This window comes from Dokdonella immobilis, from assembly GCF_900115085.1.
Classification (GTDB): domain Bacteria; phylum Pseudomonadota; class Gammaproteobacteria; order Xanthomonadales; family Rhodanobacteraceae; genus Dokdonella; species Dokdonella immobilis.
In genome coordinates, this window is record NZ_FOVF01000035.1 from 26,134 (window position 1) to 50,600 (window position 24,467).

Below are 24,467 nucleotides of genomic sequence, written 5' to 3' on the forward strand. Positions count from 1 at the left end.
CGGAACGGGTTTGAAGCCTCATGGCCGGCAATGGTTCCGGATCGACGTTGCAGGATTGCTTCGTGATTCAGGCTGTCGCATGCAGGTCGGCGTCCGGACTGGCTTGCCGCGCGCCTAGTCGTCGCGCACGGCGGATTTCGGGTCGACGCCGAGATCCTTGAGCTTGCGGTACAGATGCGTGCGTTCCATGCCGACCATCTTGGCTAGCTTGCCGACGCTGCCGCCGGCTTCGCCGAGCTGGTGCAGCAGATAGGTGCGCTCGAATTCCTCGCGCGCCTCACGCAGCGGCAGGCTGAAGTCGATGCCGAGCGGTGCGCCATGCAACGGCCGTTCGACCACCGGCGCGGTGCCGAGGGCGAGCTCGACTTCGTCGATCGAGACCTCGGGTGCGTTGCCGAGAATGAGCAGGCGCTGGACCAGGTTGCGCAGTTCGCGCAGGTTGCCGGGCCACGGATAGTTGCGCAGGCGGTTCTGCACGGCAACCGGGAACTGGCGGTACGGCAGCTTGTCGCGGTTGGCGAAGAAATCCGCGTAGTAGCGCAGCAGCTCGGGAATGTCCTCGATGCGCTCGCGCAGACTGGGCACTTGCAGCGGCACCACGTTGAGCTGGTAGTAGAGCTCCTCGCGGAACTTGCCGGCCTGTACGGCGGCGTCGAGGTCTTGCGAGCTGGCCGCGATCACGCGCAGGTCGATCGGCACCGCATCGGGCGCGCCGCAGCGAATCAGGTGGCGTCGCGCGAATGCGCTCGACAGGCGCAGTTGCAGTTCCGGATCGAGATCGGCGACCTCGTCGAGGAACAGCGTGCCGCCGTTGGCCTGTTCGATCAGTCCATACTGGATGGCGCCGTTCTGCTCGCTGCCGAACAGCGCACGCGCAGCGTGGTCGCGGGCGATCGAGCCGGGTGCCACGGTGATGAACGGCCCTTCGCGACGGGCGCTTTTCTCGTGCAGCCAGCGCGCCAGCGCTTCCTTGTCGGTGCCGCGCTCGCCATGGACGAGGATCCAGGCGTCGTGCGCGGTCAGTTTTTCCATTTGCGCCTTCAGCGCCTGGATGGCCCGGCTGGTCACGACCGGATCGAGCGGCATGACGAACTGGTTGCGCAGGCCCTCGTTCTCCCGGCGCAGGCGGCTCGCTTCGAGGGCGCGCTCGACGGTCAGCAGCAGCTTGGCCAGCGAGATCGGCTTCTCGACGAAATCGTAGGCGCCCAGGCGCGTGGCCTCGATCGCCGTTTCGATCGTGCCGTGGCCGCTCATCATGATCACCGGACAGGGCAGGCCGCCGCGCTCGTTCCATTCGCGCAGCAGGCTGATGCCGTCGAGATCGGGCATCCAGATATCGAGCAGGACCACGTCGGGCCGTTCGCCGCGGCGCGCCTCGCGGGCCGCGGCCGCCGATTCGGCCGTGGTCACGGCGTAGCCCTCGTCTTCGAGGATTTCCTTGACCAGGCCGCGGATATCGGGCTCGTCGTCGACGACCAGGACTCGGGCGGTGGACATGCATTGGGCTCGTTGCAAAAAAGAGACAGAAGCATAGCGCACGGCGAGGCGCGCCGGCGCGGTCCCGATGCAGCGGGTTAGCGCTTTGATCCGGCCGCGGCGGGGACCGTGCTTGGGCGCGATCCCGGGGTGGGTGTCTGGGGAGGATCTGCGATCGCTCGATCAGGGTGCCGCCGGAAGGGCAGCCGGCGCAGTCGCCTTGTTGGCGGGCGCTGCGGCCTTGCCGGACAAGCGATGGTAGGGCCAATAGTCGGCCGGAAATCGCTCGACCGGGGTCGCTGGCGGTGGCGGCGGATGGCCCTGTCTGCGCGCGATCCATTGCGCGACCGGCTCGATGATCAGCCAGGTCGAGCGGAACGGCTGGACCAGTTCGGCGTAGCCCAGGTCTTCGCTCGTCAGGGTGCTTTCGTAATGGATGATGCGGCCCTGGGGATGCGCGTCGGACCAGGTCTGCAGGGTGTCGTCGCGCACGATGTCGAGCGGCCGGGTCAATCGGCCGAGGTACTGGAACTGGTTTTCATAGCCACGGAAATGGGCGACCGGAACATCGGCCGCCTGCAAGGCGGCGATGCGCGCCGCGGCCGGCCGCAAATCGAACTGGACCCAGAACGTGTTGGCGAACAGCACATAGGCCAGACAGGCGCCGAGCATGGCGAGCGCACTGATGTGGCGCAGGGCTGCGGCATCGTTGCGCGGGGTCAGCAGCAGCAACCCGCCCAGGGCGACAGCCGCGACCGCGAACCACGGGCTGGCCAGGGACAGATCGACCAGCGCACTCGCATCGAACAGGCCCGCGGCCAGCCAGTGCGGCAGGGTCAGCAGGGCGATGGCGACGCCGAACATGCCGAACGCGAGCGGCCAGGGCCCGACCAGCCTTCGCGGCCTTTGCCGGTGATGGACGAGGCGCGCGAATCCGGCCGCGAGCAGGATGGCGATACCGCCCAGTTCCGGCAACAGGTAGTAGGTCTGCTTGCCGCTGACCACGGAGAAACCAAACAGCACCGGCGGCAGCCAGCAGGCGAGCAGGCGCACGCCAGGATGACGACGAAGATCGAGCGCGCGACCGAGCGCCTGCCAGGCCCGTGGCCACAGCAACCAGGGCAACAGCAGGGCCGGAAGGACCGTGGCGTACCACCACCACGGGCGCGCATGGTCGAAGCTGTCGACCACGCGACCGGCGGTCTGCATGAAGAACAGTTCGTTGCGGTAGGCCTCGCCGCCGGCCATGCCAGCGGCGATCGCCCAGCCGAGCAGGACAGCGCAGGCGGCGATCACGGCGATGCCTCCGCCGAGATACCAGCGCATGCGCCAGCGTTGGGCCCACGGATGCCAGAGCGGACCGAGCAGGAACGGGAACAGCACATGCAGCAGCATGACCGGTCCCTTGCTCATCAGGCCGGCGGCAACGGCCAGCGCGAATGCGAAAAACCACGGACGCTGCTCCGGATCGCGCCCGACCAGGGCATTGAGCGAAGCCAGCACGCACAGGGCCAGCAGCACCTCGTACATGATCTGCAGACCGAACAGGAATGCATAGCTGAACGCCGCGAGCAACCATGGCGTCAGTTGGGCAACCAGCGGCATGTCCCGAAAAAGCACGCGCGCCAGGCGCCTGGCCAGCAGCAGGACACCGAATCCCAGCCCGACCTCGAGCAGGCGCGGCCAGACGTCACCGACCCCGCCGGCCGCCCAGCCAAGATGGACCAACCAGAACAGCAGCGGAACCTTGTGGCTGTATGGCTCGCCATTGCTGTAGGGGATGAGAAATTGACCACTGTTCCACATTTCCCAGGCGACGCCGAGCGCACGCGTCGAGTAGAGCGGCATGAAGCCGGTCTGGAAGATGGCGATCAGCGCGGTCAGCAGCCACAGCGGTGCCCACAGCCCCGAGCGAAGTTGCCACCGCGCCTGGCCGCCGGCATCGGCGAGACCCACCTTCATTCCGAAACGGCCTGCTCGACCCAGCGATGGTAGCGGAGGCGTCCCTTGAGATTGCGCAGGAAATTGCGCGGTTTCGGTGCCAGCTGGCGCGCCCATCGCGCTTCGAATTCCGTGGTGGCGGCGAGCACGCGTTCGCTCGATCGGCCATCGCGGTAGGGATGGATCTGTTCGGCCCAGGCGCGCACGTCGTCGCGGTATTGCCTGCCCGGCGATTCGGCGATGCGCAGCGCCGCCTCAAGCTGGTCGGCAGCCGAAACATCGATCATGTGCGGTTTCGGCGCCCGATTGCGGAAGGTGACCACGGGTTTTTCCTGGACGACGAACTCGGATACAACCGACGAGGTATCGGAAACCAGAATGTCGGCGGCACGCATCATGTCGACGAGATCGGTGGCCTCCAGGAAGCGCGCGTTGGGGCCGCCCAGGGCGCGATAGCGGGCGACGATGTCAGGCTCGCATTTGGGGTGCAGGGTCAGCAGCCAGTAGCGCTCGCCGCTGGCGACCTGGCGTGCGATCTCATCGTACAGGCTGCGCGCGGAACTAAGGCCGTCGGTGAAGGTGGGCGCATACATGCAGACACGTCGACCGTCCGCCGGGCGCAAATCGAGGGTGTCGTGCCCTTGCGCGGAAAACAGCGGATCGAGTTTTGGCCAGCCGGTTTCGACGACGGCGAAATGCCGGTGTCGCGCAGCCAGCGTCTGGAACGGCCCGGTCGTCGCCGGACCCTGGGTGCAGTACAGATCGAACAGTCCGCGAATGCGGAAATGGCCGCGTTCGGGTGCACGCTTCTCCACATTGAAGCCGTGGAAAACCTGGACCTTGAGCCCCGGGAAGAAATACGGCACCCAGTTGCTGGCTGAAAATACCGCGCCTGGAGCGAAGGCATTGACCGCCGCGAGATCGCGCAATGGGCGCTCGCCGGACTTCAGGTAGGCCAGCAGCGGCGTCGCGACGAACCAGCCGACGTCGCCACCGCGGGCGCGGATCGCCTGCGCCAACGGTCGCAGGATGGGCAGCGCATAGAGTGTTGTCGCGAAAAGAAGAAAACGCTGCATTCCGATATGCCAGTCCTGCCCCAATCAAAGCCGACCCGGCACGATGCCGGAACGCCTGCGGGATCGGGCCGATCCTGCGCGTGCGGCAAAGAATAACCGTTGCCTCAATCGTTGAGCTATTCCGCGTTGGCGTCGTCCGGCGATTCGGGCTTGCCCGCCGGCACGCGACCGCCCCGGCATTCCTCGCGTACCGCGTCGCTGCGGAACATCTGCCAGGCACGCCGGTTGGCATGGCCGACCACGACGCTGCGCGCCGGATCGACGCAAGGGGCCATGAGGTTGTCGAGGATGAAGATCCAGCGTCGTTGCGGTGCCGCTTCCTGCCAGCGGATCGCGTCGGCCAGTTGCTCGCTCTTCGGCTTCAGAAAGCCGAACTCGGTGACCGCGCGGTCGGCCAGCAGCAGGTTCTGCTCCTTCCAGCCAACCAGGCCGATCTCGCCCTCAGGGCCGGCGATCTCGCCCGCCTTGCGCATGACCTTGGCCGCCGAATTGGCGTCGTTGAGTATCGGATAGGCCCAGAAACCCCAGAGCAGCCACATGCCGGCCAGGGTGATGCCAAGGCCGAGCGCACTTCGGCGCACGCGGAAAACCAGCGCGGCCAGCGCGGCCAGCGCGCCAATCGCGATCAGGAAGTTCCATAGCTGGGCGCCGGCATCGCCGAGGCCGCGCGCGACCACGAGGTCGTTGGCGCGCGCGATCCAGCCGCAGCGGGCGCCGATGCCCAGGCCGAGGAAGAGGATCGCCAGCAAGGCAGTGAATCCGAACAGGGTCCAGCGGAATCCGCGACGCTGGACCAGTGCATCGAGGTACGGCGCGGCCATCAGGGCGACCCAGGGCAGCGCTGGCAGGATGTAGACGTCGCGCTTGCCGCTCGGGATCGAGAAAAACAGGATGATCAGCACGACCCAGGCCAGCGGCAGCAGGAAGCGCGCATCACGCGCGCGGATGCGCTCGAGCCAGCGCGGCACGACGGCGACCAGGGCGAAAGTCAGCGGCAACCAGGAAAAGACGATGACGCCGAGAAAATACCAGGGCGGCTGGTGGTGGTCCCAGGAATCGGTGTATCGCGCTGCGGTCTGCCGGAACAGGATGTCTTCCAGATAGGCGCGGTATTCGGGCGAACCGTTGCTGCGCACGGTCAGCACCATCGGCACGATCCACAAAGCGATCGCAACGAGCAGCGCGATGGCCCCGGCCAGCCAGCGCCAGACGCCGCCATGGAACTTCGGCAATTCATTCCATTGGCGCCAGCGCGCAAACAGGTAGGGCACGAACATGAGCAGGGCGAGCACGCCGACGCCCTTGGTGATGACGCCGAGTCCGGCCGCGAAACAGCCGAGCCAATACGACCGCCAGTCGGGTCCGAGCAGGAAATGCCGGAGCAGGCCGTAGTTCGCGAGGGTGATGAAGAAAGTGACCAGCGGATCGATCTGCGCGCGCTTGGACTGATACACGAACTGGATCGTGGCGAGCACGGCGATCGCCGCCCACAGACCGGTGCGGTGGTTCCAGAGTCGGCGACCCATGTCGTAGATCAGAAACAGCGTGCCGAGCGCGGCGAGCAGCGAAGGCAGCAGGAAGGCCACGCGCCAGGCACCGGTCAGGGTGTAGGCGGCCGCCTGCAGGACCATGAACATCGGCGGCTTGTCCGAATACAACTCGCTGCCGCGATGGGTGATCAGCCACTCGCCGCTCTCGACCATGTGCTTGGCGACCAGGGTGAATCGCGGCTCGTCGGACGGCCACGGATCGCGCAGGCCGATGCCGGCCCCGATCACGACCAAGGCGATCAGCAGGAACAGCCAGAGCTGGCGGCGCTCGGCCGGCGTGCGCACGAAGGCGGTCGGATCGGGAAGGCTCATTCGGGGATTCCGGAATCTGCGAGAGCTATGGCAGCCGCAAAGCATAGCCCAGCGCCGGGGCGACGACCGGGATGCGCCGTGCTTCGTGTGGTGGCGAATCCGGGTAGCGCGGCCACCGCTGGGGTCACGGCGACTCCAGCGGCAGGCGCAGGGTGAATTCGGCGCCGCCGCCCTCGCGGGCATTGGCGCGCACGCTGCCGCCATGTTCTTCGGCGATCTTCTTGACCACGGCGAGGCCGAGGCCGGTACCGCGCGCCTTGCTCGACGTGTACGGCTCGAACCAGCGTTCGCCGAAGGCTTCGGGCAGGCCCGGGCCATTGTCGGAAACCGTGATGTCGACCCAGGTGCTGTCGCCGCTGCGTACGATCTGGGTCGCCACGACGATCTGCGGCTTGCGTTGGTCGCCGATCGCTTCGAGCGCGTTCTTGAGCAGGTTGTGCATGGCCTGACGCAGGCGCACGGCGTCGACCTTGACCATCGGGTCGCCCTCGACGAACTGGCGGGTCAGGCTCAGGCGCTGGTCGTTGGCGTAGAGATCGAGCACTTCGCCGATCAGTGCATGCAGGGCCACCGGCCGCGTCGTCAGCTGCGGCGGTCGGGCGTAGTCGCCGAAGGCATTGACCATCGACTTGAGCGCCTCGACCTGGCTGATGATGGTGCTGGTGGCACGATCGAGCAGTTCGCTGTCATCGGTCGGCAGGCGCCCGATGAAGCGCCGGCGCAGGCGTTCGGCGGAGAGCTGGATCGGCGTCAGGGGATTCTTCACCTCGTGGGCGAGGCGCCTCGCGACCTCACCCCAGGCCGCATCGCGCTGGGCGCTATTGAGCACGGTCAGGTCGTCGAACACGGCCACGAAGCCGCCTTCGCCGGGCAGCGCGGCCCCGCGCAGCATGAGCACGCGGCGCCCGTCGCCGGCATCGATGACCACTTCCTCGCGCCACTCGCGCAGGCCTTCGCGCATGTGCCGGGCCAACGGATCGACGATGGCAGCCAGTTCGGGACGCTCGCGCCGGACGTCGGCCAGGGTACGTCCGCCGTAACTGCCGAGCGGAATGCCGAGGATCGCTTCGGCCGCGCGATTGGCCACGCGCAGGACGCCCTGCTGGTCGAAGCCGAGCACGCCGGCCGAAAGGCGTTCGAGGACCGCGCCGAGCCAGGCGCGCTGGGTCTCGATCTCCTGCGCGCTGCGCCGCGCGCGCGTTCCGGCCAGCTCGAGTTCGCGGGTCATCTGACTGAAGGCACTCACGAGCTGGCCGAGTTCGTCGTTGCTGCCGACCGGCAGCGGCGTGTCGAAACGGCCGGCACCGACCGCACGGGTCGCATGGATCAGGCGGCCGACCGGTGCCAGCAGGCGTCGCGAGACGCCGAACGCGGCGAGCACGGCGAACAGCACCGAGAGCAAGAGGACGAAGGTCAGGATCAGGCCGAAGGTCAGCTTCAGCGACCCGCGCAGATACTTCAGCCGCTGGAAATCGAAGCTGGCGTTCTCGATGTCGCTGACCAGGGGCTGCAGCCGCTCGGGTAGCGGAAAGAGGCCCTGCAACAGGCGCCGCTTGCCACCCCCGGTCGCTGCACCGACCGGAACGACGACGCGGATCAGCAGGGTCTCGCCCAGCGGTTCGGCGGCGGCAAAGCGGTCTTCACCGGCGACCCGCATCAGGGTGCTTGAATCCGGGAACAGCGGTTCGAGGTAGCGCGGGTCGGAACTGGCAAGGGCCAGCACGCGGCGATCGACGTCGAACACGCTCAGTTGAATCGCGCCAAGCGCATCGATCTCGCGATCGAGCGTGGATTGCAGGCTTGCGTCGAACACGCTGACCAGTTCATCGGCCAGTTCGACGCTGCCGGCCTCGTCCTTGCGCAGGTGTTCGTCGATCACGATACGCCCGACGTCGAGGGCGTCATCAAGGGCGCGCTCGAGGTTGACGTCGAACCAGCTGTCGACGGTGGCATTGATGAAGCGCAGGGCAAATCCGTAGACGACGACCACCGGCGGCACGGCGAGCAGGACCAGGGTCAGCAAGAGCCGCCTGCTCAGGCGCGCGCCCGGCGCATCGCGGGCGAGATCCCGGCGCAGGCGCCAGAGCCGCTGGCCGATCAGGGCGAGCAGGATCACCAGAGCCAGCACCGCCGCGCCGAGAACCCAGCGATAGGCATCGACGAATCCGCCGCTGCCGCCGGCCGCCTGCTCGGCCAGCTTCAGCGATGCGGCCAGCAAGGCCAGCACCGCCGCCGCCGGCAGCAGACGCCGCCCGAGCAGGGTCAGCCAGCCGTGACGGTCCACGCGTACTCCGGGGCCTCGAGGCGCCAGGCCGGTTCGAGCATGGCAGGAAGACGCAGGGCGCCCGGCAACGCCGCATGATCGAGTCCGATCTCGAGCCGCAGGCGCGTGCCCGGCGGAAGATCGGCAAATCCGCGTGGCAGCGGCAGGCGCAGACTGGCCAGCGCATCGGTCAGATAGGCGGACGCCGGAAAGCTGCGCAGCTCGCCGCTGGCGCTGTCGCGCAGCTGGTATCGGCGGGTCAGCGGGAAGTAGCGCAATTCGACCTGGCGCCGGTTGCTCAGCGTGCCGCGGCCGCCGTCTGCGGTGAGGCCCATGTTGAGGGTGATCGGAATGCCGTGTTCCAGTGCATCGCTGATCGGCCCGTTGAAGCGGCAATCGAGATCGACCTCGAGGCGCGGTCCGGTGGCGGCCGCGACCAGGCGCGCGTCGCGCACCCGCAGCGTGCCGGGTGCCTGTTCGCGCAGCGCATCGCAGCCACCGAGCAGGCCGATTGCAACCGGGACGCTAAGGAGCTTTTTCCACAAGCGCATAAAAGAAACCGTCCATCCCCTTGTTGCCCGGAAGATTCTGCCGGCCGGCACCCGCGACGCGTCCGAATCGCTCCGGCAAGGGCAGCGCACGGGCATCGGCGTTGGCATCGAGCAATCCGGCCAGTACGGCCTCGTTTTCGGCGCGCAGCAGCGAACAGGTGGCGTACAGGAGTTTTCCGCCGGGAGCGAGCATAGGCCACAGCGCGGCTCCAAGTCTTGCCTGGAGTGCGGCAAGCGGACCGATGTCGCCGGCCCGGCGATGCAGCTTGATGTCGGGCTGGCGCCGGATGATGCCGGTTGCCGAGCACGGCGCATCGAGCAGGATGCGATCGAAGGGTCGACCATCCCACCAACTGGCGGGTCGCGCGGCATCGCCTTCGACGACGTTGGCCTCGAGGCCGAGACGCATGAGGTTTTCGCGAATTCGCGGCACCCGACGGCCATCGGCATCGAGCGCCGTGAGTTCGACGTCGGCACGCTCGAGCATGTGCGAGGCCTTGCCGCCAGGGGCCGCGCAGGCATCGAGGACGCGCTGGCCGTCCTCCAGTTCGAGGCACTCGACGACCTGCTGGGCGGCGCCATCCTGGACCGAGAAGTGGCCCTCGGCATAGCCCGGCAGGCGACTGACATCGGTGCTCTCGGCCAGAACCAGGCCGTCGGCGAGGTGTGCTGGCAATATAACCTCGACACCGGCAGCGGCCAGACGATCGCGCAGGTCCTCCCGGTTCGCGCGGCGACGGTTGACGCGCAGGGTCAGGGGCGCCTCCTGGTTGTTGGCGTCGAGGATGGCCTCGAGATCGCGCGGCCAGTCGTTGCGGATGCGCTCGATCAGCCAGCGCGGATGGGCGTGCCGGATCGCCGGATCGAGATCGACCTCGGCCAGCAAAGCGGCCCGCTCGCGCAGGAACCGGCGCAGCACCGCGTTGACCAGACCGGCGTGGCGCGGCTGGCCAAGCAGGCGTGCTGCGTCGACGCAGGCCGCGACCACGGCGTAGTCGGGCATGCCCATGACTTCGATCTGGACGAAGCCGAGGACGAGCAGGCTGTGGACCTCGCGCGCCTTGGGCGGCAACGCGCGCTCGAGCAGGCGACCCAGGACCGCATCGAATCGCAACCACCAGCGCGACGCTGAAAACAGTGTGGCCGAGAGCAAGGCGCGATCGCGCGGGTCGGCGTTGCGCGCGGCGCGTGCATCGAACGCCGCGCGCAACGAGACGCCGTCGTACACGATGCGGGCAAGGACGCGCGCCGCGTCCGCGCGGATGGCCGCTCCGGCGTGGTCGCTCGCGCCATTCACGCGCGGCTTCCGGGCAGGCGCGCCGCCAGCTCGGGACGGGCGTTGAGCCAGTCGCGAACGCCGATGCGCCGGCCGCCGTCGCGCTGCATTTCGGTGATCCGCAGCAGGCCTTCGCCACAACGCACATCGAGACCCGCGTTGCTTGCGGCGAGGATCGTGCCGGCCGCTTCGTTGCCGGCTGCGGGCAGGGCCTGGGCCGACCAGATGCGCAGGCGCTCGCCGCCAATCCGCGCTTCCGCGACCGGCCACGGGTCGAACGCCCGAACCTTGCGCTCGAGGTCGATCGCCGCCGCGTTCCAGTCGAGCAGCGCTTCGCCTTTTTCGAGCTTGTGTGCGTAGACGATGCCCTGCTCGGACTGCGCGACCGGATCCGGCAGCGTGCCGTTGGCAAGGCGCCGCAGCCCTTCGCCGAGCGCATCGGCACCGAGGACGGAGAGCCGGTCATGCAGGCTGCCACCGGTTTCGTCCGCGCCGATCGGGGTGCGTCGCTCGAGCAGGATCGGACCGGTGTCGAGCCCGGCCTCCATCTGCATCAGGTCGACGCCGGTTTCGCTGTCGCCGGCCAGGATCGCGCGCTGGATCGGTGCCGCCCCGCGCCAGCGCGGCAGCAACGAGGCATGCACGTTCCAGCATCCATGGCGCGGCAGGGCAAGAACCGTCCGCGGCAGGATCAAGCCATAGGCGACGACCACGAGCAGATGCGGCTGCCACTCGGCCAGGCGCCGACGGGCCTCGGCGGACCGCAGCGAGTCAGGCTGTTCGACCGGAACTCCGGCGGCGACTGCCGCCTGCTTGACCGCACTCGGGTTCAACTTGCGCCCGCGGCCGGAGGGGCGATCGGGCTGCGTGTAGACCGCAACCACGTCGCATTCGGCGGCGAGGCAGGCTCGCAAACTGGGCACGGCGAAATCTGGCGTTCCCGCAAACACCAGGCGCAGGCGCTCGGACATCGGAGTTCTCGGCTTCAGTCAAGGATGGCGATCAGGACCCACGGATTCCGCTGGCGGGCAGAGCGTCGGTTTGCGTCTGCCGGGCGCCTGCAAGGTGCGGGCAGCGGTTGGGTCCGCTCCGGCGGCAGGCCTCAGGCCACCGCCGATTCGGCATGGCGGCGTTGCTTTTCGAGCTTCTTGCGCACCATGTCGCGCTTGAGCGGGGACAGGTAATCGACGAACAGCTTGCCGATCAGGTGATCCATCTCGTGCTGGATGCAGACCGCGAGCAGGCCTTCGGCCTCGATCTCGATGGCCTGGCCGGTGACGTCCTGGGCGGCGACGCGGATCCGGTCCGCACGATCGACGTCGGCAAAGATGCCGGGCACCGAGAGACAGCCTTCCTGGCAGGTCTGGCTGCCGGCGCGCTCGATGATGCGCGGATTGACGATCGTCATCGGCGCATTCTTCTCCTCGGAAACGTCGAGCACCAGCATCTGGATGTGCCGATCCACCTGCGAGGCCGCCAGGCCGATGCCGGGAGCCGCATACATCGTTTCGAGCATGTCCTCGGAGAGTTGCTTCAGGGCAGCGTCGAACTGGGTGACCGGCTGCGCCTGGGTGCGCAGGCGCGGGTCGGGGAATTCGAGAATATTGAGGAGTGTCATGGCAAAGATCCGGGTTTGCGCGTCTGGCGCGCCATGGGTATCGACAATCTGGGGCCTGAACGGGCGCAGACAAGCCGGTCACGGGGAGGAAAGTCTACGCGTTTCAGGGCCTTCAGGCGATTTTTCGGGGTCCGGCGAATGGGCTGGGGGCAGCGGAAAGGCCGGTCGGGGACGGCGGATAGTCCGGTTTTGCCCCGGTCTGGCCCGCCAGGGCCCTGCCAGCGCGGTTTGCGACGAGGTTCCGGTTTCCGCGGGTCGGTCGTTTTCTCAGGTTAAACTTTCCTATACACTCGGCAAAGCCATAGGGGAATCAGGTAATTGGCAGCCATGCTTAAAAAACTACTTTCGATTTCTGCCGGACTCCTTCTCACCGTTTCGGTTTTTGCCGCAACCGAGTGGGCGCAGAACGCACCGCAGCGTTACATCGTCAAGAAAGGCGATACGTTGTGGAGCATCTCCGCGAAATTCCTGATCAAGCCCTGGCACTGGCCGGAGATCTGGCAGCTCAACCAGAAGGTGCGCAATCCGCACCTGATCTACCCGGGCGACGAGCTGGTCCTGTCCGGCGATGGCGTGACCCACGGCGACGGCTCGATCGGACCCCATATCCGTGCGACTTCGCTGGCCGACGCGGTCAAGCCGATTCCCCTGTCCGACATCAAGCAGTTCCTGAAGAACAGCAAGGTCGTCGACGAGGACGTCATCCGCAACGCGCCGCACGTGGTCGCGATCGAGGAAAACCGGCTGCGCGGTGTCACCGGGCAACTGGTCTACATCCGCGGCCTGGATGCCGCGGTCGGCGACCAGTTCGCCATCGTGCGCCCGCTCGGACGCTATTACGACATGCCGCCGCGCAAGGAAGGCGAGGTCCGCGAGACCTACCGCCAGGAGCGCGACGGTCGCGACGGCCGCCAGAAACTGCTCTGGCGCCACGGCCCGCATGAATGGAGCTTCAAGGGCCGGGTCCGCTTCCTCGGTTACGAAGTGCTCGAGTTCGGCACGATCCAGGTCACCCGCACCGGCAGCCCGGCTTCGGCCCTGGTGACCTATTCGGACTTCGAGGTCCGCGAGGGCGATTACATCCTGCCGCTCGACCTGACGCCATACGACGACCAGTTCGTCCCGCATCCGCCGGCGCAGGCGCCGGACAGCAACATGCGGGTCATCGCGTTCACCGATGCACTGGCTGCGGTCGGTCCGCTGCAGGTCGTCGCCCTGTCGCGCGGCAGCGAAGACGGTGTCGACAACGGCACGACCTACTCGATCTACACCGATGGCGAGACCGTCCACGACGATACCGACTATCCGGAGGGCAAGAGCCGGGCCTTCTTCCATCCAAAGAACGCCAAGGTCACCCTGCCGCCGGAATTCATCGGCCATGTGATGGTCTTCCGGACCTTCAAGCGGGTCAGCTATGGCCTGGTCATGGACAGCGTGCGGCCGGTCCAGCTCGGCGACTTCATGCATGATCCTGACAGCACGCCCTGATCTCGCCCTGATCGGCTGAACCCGAACGGCGCGGTGGCCTCCATCGCGCCGTTTTCGTTGGCGCATCGCTTAGACTGGGCCCCATGACCACACGGAAGCGAACTCGGGCCATGGATGCCTGGCTGACCCTGTTGCGAACCCCTACGATCGGCCCCGCCACGCTGCGCACCGCGGTCGCACGCCACGGCAGCGCCGCGGCTGCCCTCGAAGCCCTGCGTCGCGGCGACAGCCCGCGCGAGCTCGACGCCGAGGCGCGGCGTTGGCTCGACGCACCGGATCCGGCCCGGGTCGAGGCCGACCTGGAGTGGCTGGACCAGGCCAACCATCATCTTCTCGGTTGGGACGATCCGGACTACCCGTCCCTGCTGCGCGAAGTTCCCGGCGCGCCCGCAGCCCTGTTCGTCGACGGTGATCCGACCCTGCTCTGGATGCCCCAGGTCGCCATTGTCGGAAGCCGCAGCGCCAGCGAGCACGGGCTTGCCCTGTGCCGCCGCTTTGCGCGCGCGCTGGCCGCCGCCGGTTTCACGATCACCAGCGGCATGGCCGATGGCATCGATGGGGCAGCGCACCTGGCTGCCCTCGAGGCCGATGCGCGGACCATTGCGGTGCTCGGCACGGGAGCCGACCTGGTCTACCCGCGCAAGCATCGGGCACTGGCCGCACGCATCGCCGCCAATGGCGCCCTGGTCAGCGAATTCCCGCCCGGTACGGCGGCCAAGCCTGAGCACTTTCCGCGCCGCAACCGGATCATTTCCGGCCTCGCGCTCGGCACGCTCGTGGTGGAGGCCGGCTTGCGCTCGGGTTCGCTGATCACCGCCCGTTGCGCCAGCGAGCAGGGGCGCGACGTGTTCGCGATCCCGGGCTCGATCAACAATCCGCTGGCACGGGGCTGCCATCAGCTGATCCGTGACGGGGCACGCCTGACCGAGTCGGCCGAGGAGATCATCGTGGAGCTGTCGGCGCTGGCGGCCGGCCTCGGCGACCGCTTGCGCGAGCGCATCGAAAGCGCGCCTGGGGCGGCCGACGCAAAAGGCGACTCTGGGCCTGCGGTGGCCGCGGCAGGCGCCCGCGATCCGGACTACCTGCGCCTGCTGCAAGCGCTCGGGCACGACGAATCCACGCTAGACGAGCTGGCCGAACGGACCGGACTCGCTGTCTCCGCGCTCTCGTCCATGCTCCTCGTGCTCGAACTGGAGGGCGATGTCAGTCTCGGTCGAGGCGGGAAATACACGCGGATACCCCGCGCATGAAGCGGAGGCCGCTCCGTTACAGGGACGGCCGTCAGCGCTGTCGTCGCGATTCGCGATCATGCCGGATTGGGTATAGTGCGCCCCCCTCGGGCTTGACAGCCCGTAAACACGTGTGTCCTGCTGAATAGGCAATTCACGACTCTTCCCTGCCGGTCCAGTGCGGATCGGCAGCCTGCTTGGCGCCGGCCATTCCCGGCGCATAGGACCACACCATGGCCAAAAACCTGCTTATCGTCGAATCGCCCGCCAAGGCCAAGACGATCAACAAGTACCTCGGCAAGGACTTCCAGGTCCTCGCTTCCTACGGCCATGTGCGCGATCTGGTGCCGAAAGAGGGCGCCGTCGATCCAGACCGCGATTTCGCGATGAACTACGACCTCATCGACAAGAACACCAAGCATGTCGATGCGATCGTCAAGGCCATCAAGCAGGCCGATTCGCTGTATCTGGCAACCGACCTTGATCGCGAAGGCGAGGCGATCTCCTGGCATATCGCCGAAATCCTGCGGCAGAAGAAGTTGCTCGACAACAAGGCCGTGCACCGGGTGGTCTTTTCCGAGATCACGCCGCGGGCGATCAAGGAAGCGGTCGCCCACCCGCGCCAGCTTTCGATGGAGCTCGTCAACGCACAGCAGGCCCGCCGCGCCCTCGACTATCTGGTCGGCTTCAACCTTTCTCCGGTGCTCTGGCGCAAGGTCCAGCGCGGTCTCTCGGCAGGACGCGTGCAGTCGCCGGCGCTGCGCATGATCGTCGAGCGCGAAGAGGAGATCGAGGCCTTCATCCCGCGCGAATACTGGACGATCGAAGCCGACCTCGCGCATCCGGACCAGGCCTTCAAGGCACGCCTGCTCAAGCTCAACAACAAGAAATTCGAACAGTTCGACCTGACCAACAGCGCCGACGCGCACGCCGCCCGCAACGCCCTGTACAAGGCGGCACAGGGGCGCCTGGTCGTTGGCGAGGTGCAGTCGAAGGAACGCAAGCGGCGCCCGTCGGCGCCGTTCACGACCTCGACCCTGCAGCAGGAAGCGGCGCGCAAGCTCGGCTTCGCGACCAGCCGGACCATGCGCCTGGCCCAGCAGCTCTACGAGGGCATCGCCATCGGCGACGAGGGCGTGGTTGGCCTGATCACCTACATGCGAACCGACTCGACCTCGATATCCGAGGAAGCGATCGGCGAACTGCGCGAGGTCATCGCGCGCGAATTCGGCCGGCAGGCGCTGCCCGAACAGGCCAACGTCTACAAATCGAAATCGAAGAACGCGCAGGAAGCGCATGAAGCGATCCGCCCGACCTCGGCCGCGCTGACGCCGAAGCGCGTCGCCGCGTTTCTCTCGCCCGATCACGCCAGGCTCTACGAACTGATCTGGAAGCGCACGGTCGCCTGCCAGATGCAGCATGCCACCCTGAATACGGTTTCGGTGGATTTTCCGTGTGGGCCCGATGCGGCGTTCCGCGCCACCGGCACCACGGTCATCGACCCGGGCTTCCTCGCCGTCTATGAGGAAGGTCGTGACCAGAAGTCGGCGGACGACGAGGACGACGCGCGCAAGCTGCCATTGATGAAGGTCGGCGAGGCCGTCCCGCTGCGCGACATCCTCGCCGACCAGCACTTCACCGAACCGCCGCCACGCTTCTCCGAGGCCAGCCTGGTCAAGGCCCTCGAGGAATACGGCATCGGCCGGCCGTCGACCTACGCCAGCATCATCCAGGTCCTGCTCAATCGCGAATACGTGATCCTCGACAGCCGTCGCTTCAAGCCGACCGATGTCGGGCGCGCCGTGGGCCGGTTCCTGGCCGGCCACTTCGCCCGCTACGTCGACTACGACTTCACCGCCAAGCTCGAGGACGAGCTCGATGCGGTGAGTCGCGGCGAGGAGGACTGGGTGCCCTTGCTGAGCCGGTTCTGGAAGCCGTTCAAGGCGCAGATCGACGAGAAGATCGAGACCGTCGACAAGTCCGAGGCCAGCGGCAGTCGCGTGCTCGGCGTCGATCCGGTATCGGGCAAGCCGCTTTCGGTCAGGCTCGGGCGTTACGGACCGTTCGCCCAGATCGGCACCAAGGAAGACGAGGAGAAGCCGAAGTTCGCGAGCCTGCGCCCCGGCCAGAGCATGCACACGATCACCGCCGAGGAAGCGCTCGAGCTGTTCAAGCTGCCGCGCACGCTCGGTACCTCGGACGAAGGCGAAGACATTACCGTCGGCATCGGCCGCTTCGGACCGTTCGTCAAGATCGGTTCGACCTATGCGTCGCTGACCAAGGAAGACGATCCGTACACGATCGAGCTGCCGCGCGCCCTCGAGCTGGTCCGGGCCAAGGCCGAAGCCCTGGCCAACCGGATCATCCAGGACTTCGGCAATGGCATCCAGGTTCTGAACGGGCGTTACGGCGCCTACATCACCGATGGCGACAAGAACGCGCGGATCCCGAAGGATCGCGAGCCGAAGAGCCTGAGCGAAGCCGAGTGCGTGGAATTGCTGGCCGCCGCGCCGTTCCGGCCCAAGCGCGGCTTCGGCAAGGGCGCCAAGGGCAAGCAGGCCGGCAAGAAGACCGCCGATACGACGGCAGCCGCCAAGCCCGCTGCGAAAAAGGCCGTGAAGAAAGCTGCGGCGAAGAAAGCGACGGGCAAGAAGACCGCGACGAAGAAGTCGGCTGCGAAAAAGTCACCGACCAAGAAGACGGCCTCGAAGTCGGCCTCGGCGGGGAAGGTGGCGAAGAAGGCCACCACGGCGGCGGCATCCAGCGTCGACAACTGATGCCCGGGATCGTTGCGTGAACCGCCATCGCGCTGCGTGGCGGCCTCGCCGGGGCAGGAGCCAATGCCAGCGGCATCATGAACGAAGCTCGCGGGCGCGCTCGGGGGACTTGAGCGGCCGACGCCGATACGCGACGCTATCACCGGGGATTTGATCAGGGTTTGAGGGAGGAGCATGTCTGCAGTCATCGAGCCCGGCAAGCGGGACGATCGTTCCGGCGCGTTCGCGCTACTTGAGAGCGAGGATCCCGGCCGCGTATTCGCATGGCGCGAGGGCCGTCCTGTCAGCGTCGCCGAATTTCTGGCCGATGTCCGTCAGCTGCGTCCGCTGTTGCCCGGCGCGGGCAGCGCCATCAACCTCTGTGATGATCGCTATGTCTTCACGGCCGCGTTGTGCGCGGCGGCATCGCTCGGACGTGCCACCTTGCTGCCTTCGTCGCGGGCCCGCCAGGCCATCGCCGACGTGCAGTCGGCCCATGCCGGCGCGTGCGTGCTCGGCGACTCCGCCACCTGCGAGATCGGAGAGCATGTCGTTCGCCTGCCGCGACTCGACGGCAGCCCCGCGCGGCACGCTGCGGAACCCTGCGCGGTAGTGCCGACAGACATCGCAGTCATCGGATTCACTTCCGGCAGCACCGGATTGCCCAAGCCCAATGCAAAGACCTGGGAGGGCTTCAGGATCGGCAGCCGCTTGAACAGCCACGTATTGTGCGCTGCGCTGGCGCTCGAACCAGGAAACATTGCGCACGTCGTTGCCACCGTGCCGGCACAGCACATGTACGGCATGGAGTTGTCGGTCCTGTTGCCGCTGTTCGGGCCGTTCGCCGTTCATTCCGGGCGACCGTTCTTTCCCGCCGACATCGCCCGGGCACTCGAACAGATTCCGGCACCGCGGGTGTTGGTGACGACGCCTGTCCATTTGCGCGCGATCCTGCACGACGCCGTCGAATTGCCTCCGCTCGCTGCCATCGTCTCGGCAACCGCGCCGCTCTCGGCCGACCTCGCTGCACAGGCGGAGGCGCGTCTGGGCGCCCCACTGATCGAGATGTTCGGGTCTACAGAAACCTGCGTCATTGCCCAACGCCGTACAGCCAGGGATTCCGACTGGACATTGCACGAGGGCGTCTCGCTGCAGTCGCAACCCGACGGCACACTGGTCAATGCCCGCCACCTGCATCAGGCGGTGTCGCTGCAGGATATCGTCGAAGTGCTGCCTGAGGGACGCTTCAGGTTGTGCGGGCGCAATGCCGATCTGCTCGAAATTGCCGGCAAGCGCGCTTCACTGGGCGACCTGACCCGTCGTCTGCTGGCCCTGGACGGAGTCAGGGATGCGGTCGTGTTTCAACTCGAGGCTGAATCCGGTTCGCCGATCCAGCGGATCGCCGCGCTCGCGGTGGCGCCCGGGCGCAGTGAACGGAGCCTGCTTGCCGAATTGCGCCACGCCATCGACCCGCTCTTCCTGCCGCGGCCCTTGCGCCTGGTCGATGCCCTGCCGCGCAATGAGACCGGCAAGCTGCCGCGAGCGGCATTGCTGGCGGCAGTGAAGAATTTCTAGGAATATCTGAAGCTTATTGAAAGGGCGCCATCACGCTTCAGCGCGCCGGCGGGGAATTTCGAGCAATAAAATGCCCCGAGGGCCAGGGGGAGCCCTCGGGGCGGGGTTCGAAAACCGGTCTGGGGAGGGACCGATCTCCGGGGGATCCAGCCAGGGAGGTGGGTGGATCCGGGGGTGCCGTTGCGTGCACCCGGATAATAAGACGCGGGTTGGCAGGGATAAGTTTCGCCGTCCGAAAAATATTTCCGGGAACGTTTAGCCGCTATTCACCTTTCTGGCACCGCCAGGCCAGAGTGCTCAATGGGCTTCATCCCAGTTGGCGCCCACGCCGATATCGACGACCAGTGGAACATCGAGCGCGGCGGCTCCGGCCATGCGTTCGCGGACCCCGTCGCGAATGGCTTCCACGCAGTCCTGGCGCACTTCGAAAACCAGTTCGTCGTGAACCTGCATGAGCATCCGGGCTTCTCCCGCGCGATCCGACAGCCAGTGGTCGACTGCGATCATCGCGCGCTTGATGATGTCGGCGGCGGTGCCCTGCATCGGCGCGTTGATGGCTGCACGCTCGGCTCCGGCGCGCTGCGCCTGGTTGCGTGAGCCAATGCTGTCCAGGTAGAGGCGGCGTCCGAACACGGTTTCGACATAGCCATCCTGATGGGCCTTTTCGCGGACCCTGTCCATGAACTCGCGTACGCCCGGATAGCGATTGAAGTAGCGAGCGATGTAGTCCTGCGCCTCGCCGCGGCCAATGCCGAGCTGGCGGGCCAGTCCAAACGCGCTCATGCCATACATGAGACCGAAATTGATCGCCTTTGCGGCGCGTCGTTGATGCGCATCGACATCGGCTAACGGAACCGAGAAGACCTCCGCCGCCGTGCTGCGGTGGATGTCCTGGTCGCCGTGGAAAGCGGCCAGCAGCCCGGCATCACCCGACAGATGCGCCATGATCCGAAGCTCGATCTGCGAATAGTCGGCGGCGAGGATCCGGTACCCGGGCGGGGCGATGAAGGCCTGGCGAATCCGCCGGCCTTCCTCGGTACGCACCGGAATGTTCTGCAGGTTGGGATCCGACGATGAAAGACGCCCGGTTGCGGCGGTGGCCTGGTGATAGCTGGTGTGCACGCGTCCGGTGCGCGGATTGACGATTTCCGCCAGCTTTTCGGTATAGGTCGAGCGCAGCTTGGCCAGGCCGCGGTATTCGAGGATCAGTCGCGGCAGTTCGTGGGCATCGGCGATCGCTTCGAGGGCTTCCTCATTGGTCGAAGGCTGCCCCTTGGGCGTCTTCATGACCACCGGCAGCTTCAGTTCATCGAAGAGCAATGCCTGGAGCTGCTTTGGCGAATCGAGGCTGAAGTTGCGCCCGGCGACTTGATGCGCCTGCGTGGTCAGCTCTTGCATGCGATGGGCCAGTTCACGGCCCTGGATGCGCAATGCGCCGACATCGACGAGAACGCCCGTCTGCTCCATGCGGGCGAGCACGGGAATCAGCGGGATTTCAATGTCCCGATAGACCGAAGCGAGTTTCGGCTCGGCTTCGAGCTGCGGCCACAGCGCATGGTGCAGGCGCAAGGTGATATCGGCATCCTCGGCCGCATAGCGGGTCGCCGTCTCGAGGTCGACCTGCGAGAACAGGATCTGTTTGGCGCCCTTTCCGGCGACGTCCTCGAAGTGGATGGTCTGATAGTCCAGGTGCCGCCTGGCCAGCGTATCCATGTCGTGGCGCGAAGCGGTCGAATTGAGGACGTAGGACTCCAGCATCGTGTCGTGGGCAATCCCGGCGACTTTAATCCCGGCGGTCGAGAGTACATTGACGTCGTATTTCGCGTGCTGGGCCAGCTTGGCGCGGCCCTTGTCCTCAAGCAGGGGCCTGAGTGCACCGAGCACCTCATTCCGGTCCAGTTGTTGCGGCGCGCCCGGATAGTCATGGGTCAAGGGTATGTAGGCTGCGGAACCCGGCTCCACCGAGAAGGAAACGCCGACGATCTCCGCGCGCATGGAATCGATCGATGTGGTTTCGGTATCGAAGCAGATCAGATCGGCGGACTCGAGCTGTCGCAACCAGTGCGCGAGCCGCTCCCGGTCGAGCACCGTTTCGTACACACCCGCCACGGCCGGGGTCTTCACGGCCGAGCCTGTGGCCGCGGCGGCTCCGCCCGCAGCGGATCGTTCTTCGACTTGTGGTTCCTGGGCGGAGGCCTGGCTGGTGGATTTGCCCTCGAGGTCCTTCAGGGCGGCGTTGAATTCATAGCGACGGTAGAGCGCCGCGAGCGTTTCCACGTCGGGCTCGCGCAGGGCAAGATCGGTTGCGCCCACATCGAGATCGACGTCGGTCTTGATGGTCACCAGCCTGCGCGAAAGCGGCAGGTGCGCCAGTGCCTGGCGCAGGTTTTCGCCGATCTTGCCGCCGACCTCGTCGGCACGCCGGATCACCTCGTCCAGTGAACCGTACTCAGCGATCCATTTTGCCGCTGTCTTCGGTCCGCACTTGTGCACGCCAGGCACGTTGTCGACGGTGTCTCCGGTCAGCGCGAGGAAATCGACGATGCGCTCCGGCGGCACGCCGAATTTCTCGATCACGCCGTCGCGGTCCATCGTGGTCCGCGTCATGGTGTTGACCAGCGAGATGTGCGGCGAGACGAGCTGGGCGAAATCCTTGTCGCCCGTGGAAATGACGACGTCGACATCGTGCGCTTCGGCCTGACGTGCCAGGGTGCCGATGACGTCGTCCGCCTCGACCCCACCGACCCTGAGAATCGGAAAGCCCAGGGCAGCCACGATCGCCAGCATTGGGTCGACCTGGGCCTTCAGGTCCTCGGGGGTCGGCGCGCGGTTGGCCTTGTATTCGGCATACAGTTCGTCGCGAAAGGTCGGCCCGCTTGCGTCGCTGACGAAGGCCGCATAGTCCGGTTTCTCCTTCAACGTCGCGCGCAGCATGTTGACCACGCCGAAAAGCGCCCCGGTCGGCTCGCCGGCCGCGTTGCTGAGTGGCGGCAGGGCATGAAAGGCCCGAAACAGGTAGGAGGACCCGTCGATCAGGACGAGACGTTTGCGCGGCGTCTGCATGTGCGTGGATTGCTGGTCCGGGCGGGGCAGCTTGGCCCGAGGAAGGCCGGAATGCAACGGCCGAGGGGATTCGGCTTCGGCCCCCCGAGTGCGCTTCCGCCCTGGCTGCGCAGGAGACATCGCGCGGGCGTCGGCAACGGTTGTCGACGCGGCCACTCGGCGCGGCCGCGGATGTTCCAGCCTTGATGAAGGTCAACGAATCACGAGGTCAAGATGCGTACAGTCGAGCTGGGCTATGCTTGGCCGAACATCAGGAGATCCTCCCATGAACCGTTTCTTGGTCGTTGCCGTTGTCGCAGGAGTTATGTTCGGGACGCCCGCAGCGGCGGCAGAACCCAAGCCTGCCACGGATGCCAAACCAGCGTTCCAGAGCGCTCCACCGCCACCGGGAATCGACGAGGCTGGCGTCCAGTCCGCGACGACGCCCACGGCCGGTACCGAGACCCTGAAGCCGAACATGCCGGACACGCGCCCGGTCCGCGACAAGGCTTCGCGCAGCAAGGAGCGGACTGCTGCCCAGATCGAAGCAAGCAGCGATTCGGTGACCGAGCGTACCGAGGGTTCGGACACGATCACCGAATATCGCGAAAAGGGAAAGCTGCGCATGGTCCGGATTCGTCCCCGCAGCGGTCCGGAACATATCTATGTCGATCAGAATGGCGATGGTCGGCTGGACAAGGATCCCCTCGATGGACCCGTGGCGCCGGTCTATTTCACGATCTACGAGTGGAACTGATACGCAGCTGACGCTGCCTACCAGTCCTTCGGCTTGAGATATTCAATTAGACGCGACTCGGCGCTACCGGGTTCCGGCTGGTAACCGTACTCGTAGCGGACGCGCGGCGGCAGACTCATCAGGATGGATTCTGCGCGCCCGCCGGATTGCAATCCGAACAGGGTACCGCGGTCGTAGACGAGATTGAACTCCACGTAGCGGCCGCGACGATAGAGCTGGAACTCGCGTTCGCGCTCGGTATAGGGTGTGGCTTTTCTGCGCTCGACGATGGGTGCGTAAGCCTTCATGAAGCCATCACCCACGCCTTGCATGAAGGCAAAGCACCGCTCGAATCCACCTTCGTGCAAGTCATCATAGAACAAGCCGCCGACGCCGCGGGTTTCGTTGCGGTGCCTGAGAAAGAAATATTCGTCGCACCACTTCTTGTAGCGCGGATACGCCGTGTCACCGAGCGGCTGACAGACTTCCCTTGCGACGTCATGCCAGTGGCGAATGTCCTCGTCGAACGGGTAGTAGGGCGTGAGGTCGAATCCGCCGCCGAACCACCAGACCGGCTGCATCCCTTCCGCGCTGGCTTCAAAGAAGCGTACGTTCATGTGCGTCGTCGGCACGTAAGGATTCAACGGATGGAAAACCAGCGAAACGCCCAGGGCGGTCCAGCTGCGGCCGGCCAGCTCGGGGCGGTGCTGGGATGCGGATGGCGGTAGCGCGCTCCCCGATACCCTGGAAAAGCCGATGCCGGCCTGTTCGAAGACATCGCCGTTGGCGAGGATTCGTGTCCTTCCGCCGCCGCCCTCGGCGCGCGTCCACACGTCCTCCTTGAAGCGTTCCCTGCCATCCAGCACCTCGATCGAATCGCAGATCCTGTCCTGCAGGCCAGTCAGATAGGTTTCAATGGCGCTCAGGTGATCGGACGGTTCGGCCATGGGTTCTGCATCGCTAGAGGTGGACCATCGAGACTACCAGCTGATTGCGCTTGTGCAATGGCCCGAGCGACTTCACCGTTGGCGCCATGCGCGCCGCAACCTCAGTGGCCTCGTCTTCGGGCTGCGATTGGTCCTCGATGCATTTCGATTCTTCAGCGAAGCGGCACCTTCTGCACCCCTTCGCGCTGTTGTGCCGCCGGCTGCACGAGGACAAAGAAAAACCCCACCCGAGTGCTCGGATGGGGTTTGTGATAAAGCGCTGAGCGCTGACCAACACCGAAGCCGTGACGCAGGCAGCGCCCAGGAGGGCTGCGCCGCTTGTCGTGCTCTGGTGGGTTTCGCGCGCATAAAAAAACCCCGGCTTTGCGGGCCGGGGTTTGGGATAAAGCGCTCAGCGATGACCTACTCTTGCATGGCTTGAGCCACACTACCATCGGCGCAGCTGCGTTTCACTTCCGAGTTCGGGATGGGATCGGGTGGTTCCACAGCGCTATGTTCGCTGAGCAAGCGGTGGAGACAGCGCACGGGTGCGCCAGTCTCGCATGGGGTCTTGGGACGTAATAAGTCGTTTTGGCTCGAGAGTGTTCGTGTTGCTGAGGCGTGTAGTGTTGAGCTTTTCTATAAAGCTCCA

16 protein-coding genes and 1 rRNA gene are annotated in these 24,467 nt (G+C 66.2%); 5 read left to right on the forward strand and 12 right to left on the reverse strand.

Going from position 1 to position 24,467, the window contains the following annotated elements; genetic code table 11:
* Positions 1 to 114 precede the first annotated feature (114 nt).
* From BM125_RS17265 to def, 9 genes are all read right to left on the reverse strand, one after another.
* Positions 115 to 1,497, reverse strand: a complete 1,383-nt coding sequence (locus BM125_RS17265; RefSeq protein WP_092410297.1) for a sigma-54-dependent transcriptional regulator — start codon at positions 1,495 to 1,497, stop codon at positions 115 to 117.
* Between the two features lie 162 nt (positions 1,498 to 1,659).
* Complete coding sequence (locus tag BM125_RS17270) at positions 1,660 to 3,438, reverse strand: ArnT family glycosyltransferase (RefSeq protein ID WP_175498165.1); 1,779 nt, start codon at positions 3,436 to 3,438, stop codon at positions 1,660 to 1,662.
* On the reverse strand, positions 3,435 to 4,493 hold the full coding sequence (locus tag BM125_RS17275; protein ID WP_092410299.1) for a CDP-glycerol glycerophosphotransferase family protein: 1,059 nt from the start codon (positions 4,491 to 4,493) through the stop codon (positions 3,435 to 3,437). Before BM125_RS17275 ends, BM125_RS17270 begins: the two co-directional genes overlap by 4 nt.
* 116 nt (positions 4,494 to 4,609) lie before the next feature.
* Positions 4,610 to 6,355, reverse strand: coding sequence for an ArnT family glycosyltransferase (locus tag BM125_RS17280; RefSeq protein ID WP_092410301.1), 1,746 nt, complete (start codon positions 6,353 to 6,355; stop codon positions 4,610 to 4,612).
* 124 nt (positions 6,356 to 6,479) lie between these two features.
* Positions 6,480 to 8,639, reverse strand: coding sequence for a sensor histidine kinase (locus tag BM125_RS17285; protein WP_092410303.1), 2,160 nt, complete (start codon positions 8,637 to 8,639; stop codon positions 6,480 to 6,482).
* Positions 8,618 to 9,169 carry a DUF4390 domain-containing protein gene (locus BM125_RS17290; protein WP_092410305.1) on the reverse strand — a complete coding sequence of 184 codons (552 nt, stop codon included), beginning with the start codon at positions 9,167 to 9,169 and terminating at the stop codon, positions 8,618 to 8,620. Before BM125_RS17290 ends, BM125_RS17285 begins: the two co-directional genes overlap by 22 nt.
* Positions 9,144 to 10,466: a 16S rRNA (cytosine(967)-C(5))-methyltransferase RsmB gene (rsmB, locus tag BM125_RS17295; RefSeq protein WP_175498166.1), complete on the reverse strand. Its 1,323-nt coding sequence runs from the start codon at positions 10,464 to 10,466 to the stop codon at positions 9,144 to 9,146. The genes BM125_RS17290 and rsmB overlap by 26 nt, the downstream gene beginning before the upstream one ends.
* Complete coding sequence (gene fmt / locus BM125_RS17300; RefSeq protein ID WP_175498167.1) at positions 10,463 to 11,416, reverse strand: methionyl-tRNA formyltransferase; 954 nt, start codon at positions 11,414 to 11,416, stop codon at positions 10,463 to 10,465. Before fmt ends, rsmB begins: the two co-directional genes overlap by 4 nt.
* A gap of 131 nt (positions 11,417 to 11,547) precedes the next feature.
* Positions 11,548 to 12,063 (reverse strand): peptide deformylase, encoded by a 516-nt coding sequence (gene def / locus BM125_RS17305; protein WP_092410307.1) that lies wholly within the window; start codon positions 12,061 to 12,063, stop codon positions 11,548 to 11,550.
* 327 nt (positions 12,064 to 12,390) lie between these two features.
* Here def and BM125_RS17310 point away from each other — a divergent pair, with 327 nt between their 5' ends.
* The 4 genes from BM125_RS17310 to BM125_RS17325 all read left to right on the forward strand — a co-directional run bounded on the left by BM125_RS17310 (position 12,391) and on the right by BM125_RS17325 (position 19,111).
* Positions 12,391 to 13,551, forward strand: a complete 1,161-nt coding sequence (locus BM125_RS17310; protein ID WP_092410309.1) for a LysM peptidoglycan-binding domain-containing protein — start codon at positions 12,391 to 12,393, stop codon at positions 13,549 to 13,551.
* A gap of 110 nt (positions 13,552 to 13,661) precedes the next feature.
* Positions 13,662 to 14,801 carry a DNA-processing protein DprA gene (gene dprA / locus BM125_RS17315; protein ID WP_092410311.1) on the forward strand — a complete coding sequence of 380 codons (1,140 nt, stop codon included), beginning with the start codon at positions 13,662 to 13,664 and terminating at the stop codon, positions 14,799 to 14,801.
* Positions 14,802 to 15,013: 212 nt separating this feature from the next.
* Complete coding sequence (locus tag BM125_RS17320; RefSeq protein ID WP_092410313.1) at positions 15,014 to 17,557, forward strand: DNA topoisomerase I; 2,544 nt, start codon at positions 15,014 to 15,016, stop codon at positions 17,555 to 17,557.
* A gap of 174 nt (positions 17,558 to 17,731) precedes the next feature.
* A complete protein-coding gene (locus BM125_RS17325; protein WP_092410314.1) occupies positions 17,732 to 19,111 on the forward strand; it encodes an AMP-binding protein in 1,380 nt (459 codons plus the stop codon).
* 297 nt (positions 19,112 to 19,408) lie between these two features.
* Here BM125_RS17325 and polA read toward each other — a convergent pair whose 3' ends face one another.
* On the reverse strand, positions 19,409 to 22,174 hold the full coding sequence (gene polA / locus BM125_RS17330; protein WP_092410316.1) for a DNA polymerase I: 2,766 nt from the start codon (positions 22,172 to 22,174) through the stop codon (positions 19,409 to 19,411).
* A gap of 265 nt (positions 22,175 to 22,439) precedes the next feature.
* On the opposite strand from polA, the gene BM125_RS20345 reads away from it, so the two are divergent.
* Positions 22,440 to 22,910 carry a DUF2782 domain-containing protein gene (locus BM125_RS20345; RefSeq protein WP_175498168.1) on the forward strand — a complete coding sequence of 157 codons (471 nt, stop codon included), beginning with the start codon at positions 22,440 to 22,442 and terminating at the stop codon, positions 22,908 to 22,910.
* A 17-nt stretch (positions 22,911 to 22,927) separates the two neighbouring features.
* Here the strand turns inward: BM125_RS20345 and hemF are convergent, their stop codons facing one another.
* Together hemF and rrf are read right to left on the reverse strand one after the other, a co-directional pair.
* The gene (gene hemF, locus BM125_RS17340; protein WP_092410320.1) at positions 22,928 to 23,836 is read right to left on the reverse strand and encodes an oxygen-dependent coproporphyrinogen oxidase; all 909 of its coding nucleotides are present in this window, start codon (positions 23,834 to 23,836) and stop codon (positions 22,928 to 22,930) included.
* A gap of 389 nt (positions 23,837 to 24,225) precedes the next feature.
* Positions 24,226 to 24,340, reverse strand: a 5S ribosomal RNA gene (gene rrf, locus BM125_RS17345).
* Between the last annotated feature and the right edge of the window lie 127 nt (positions 24,341 to 24,467).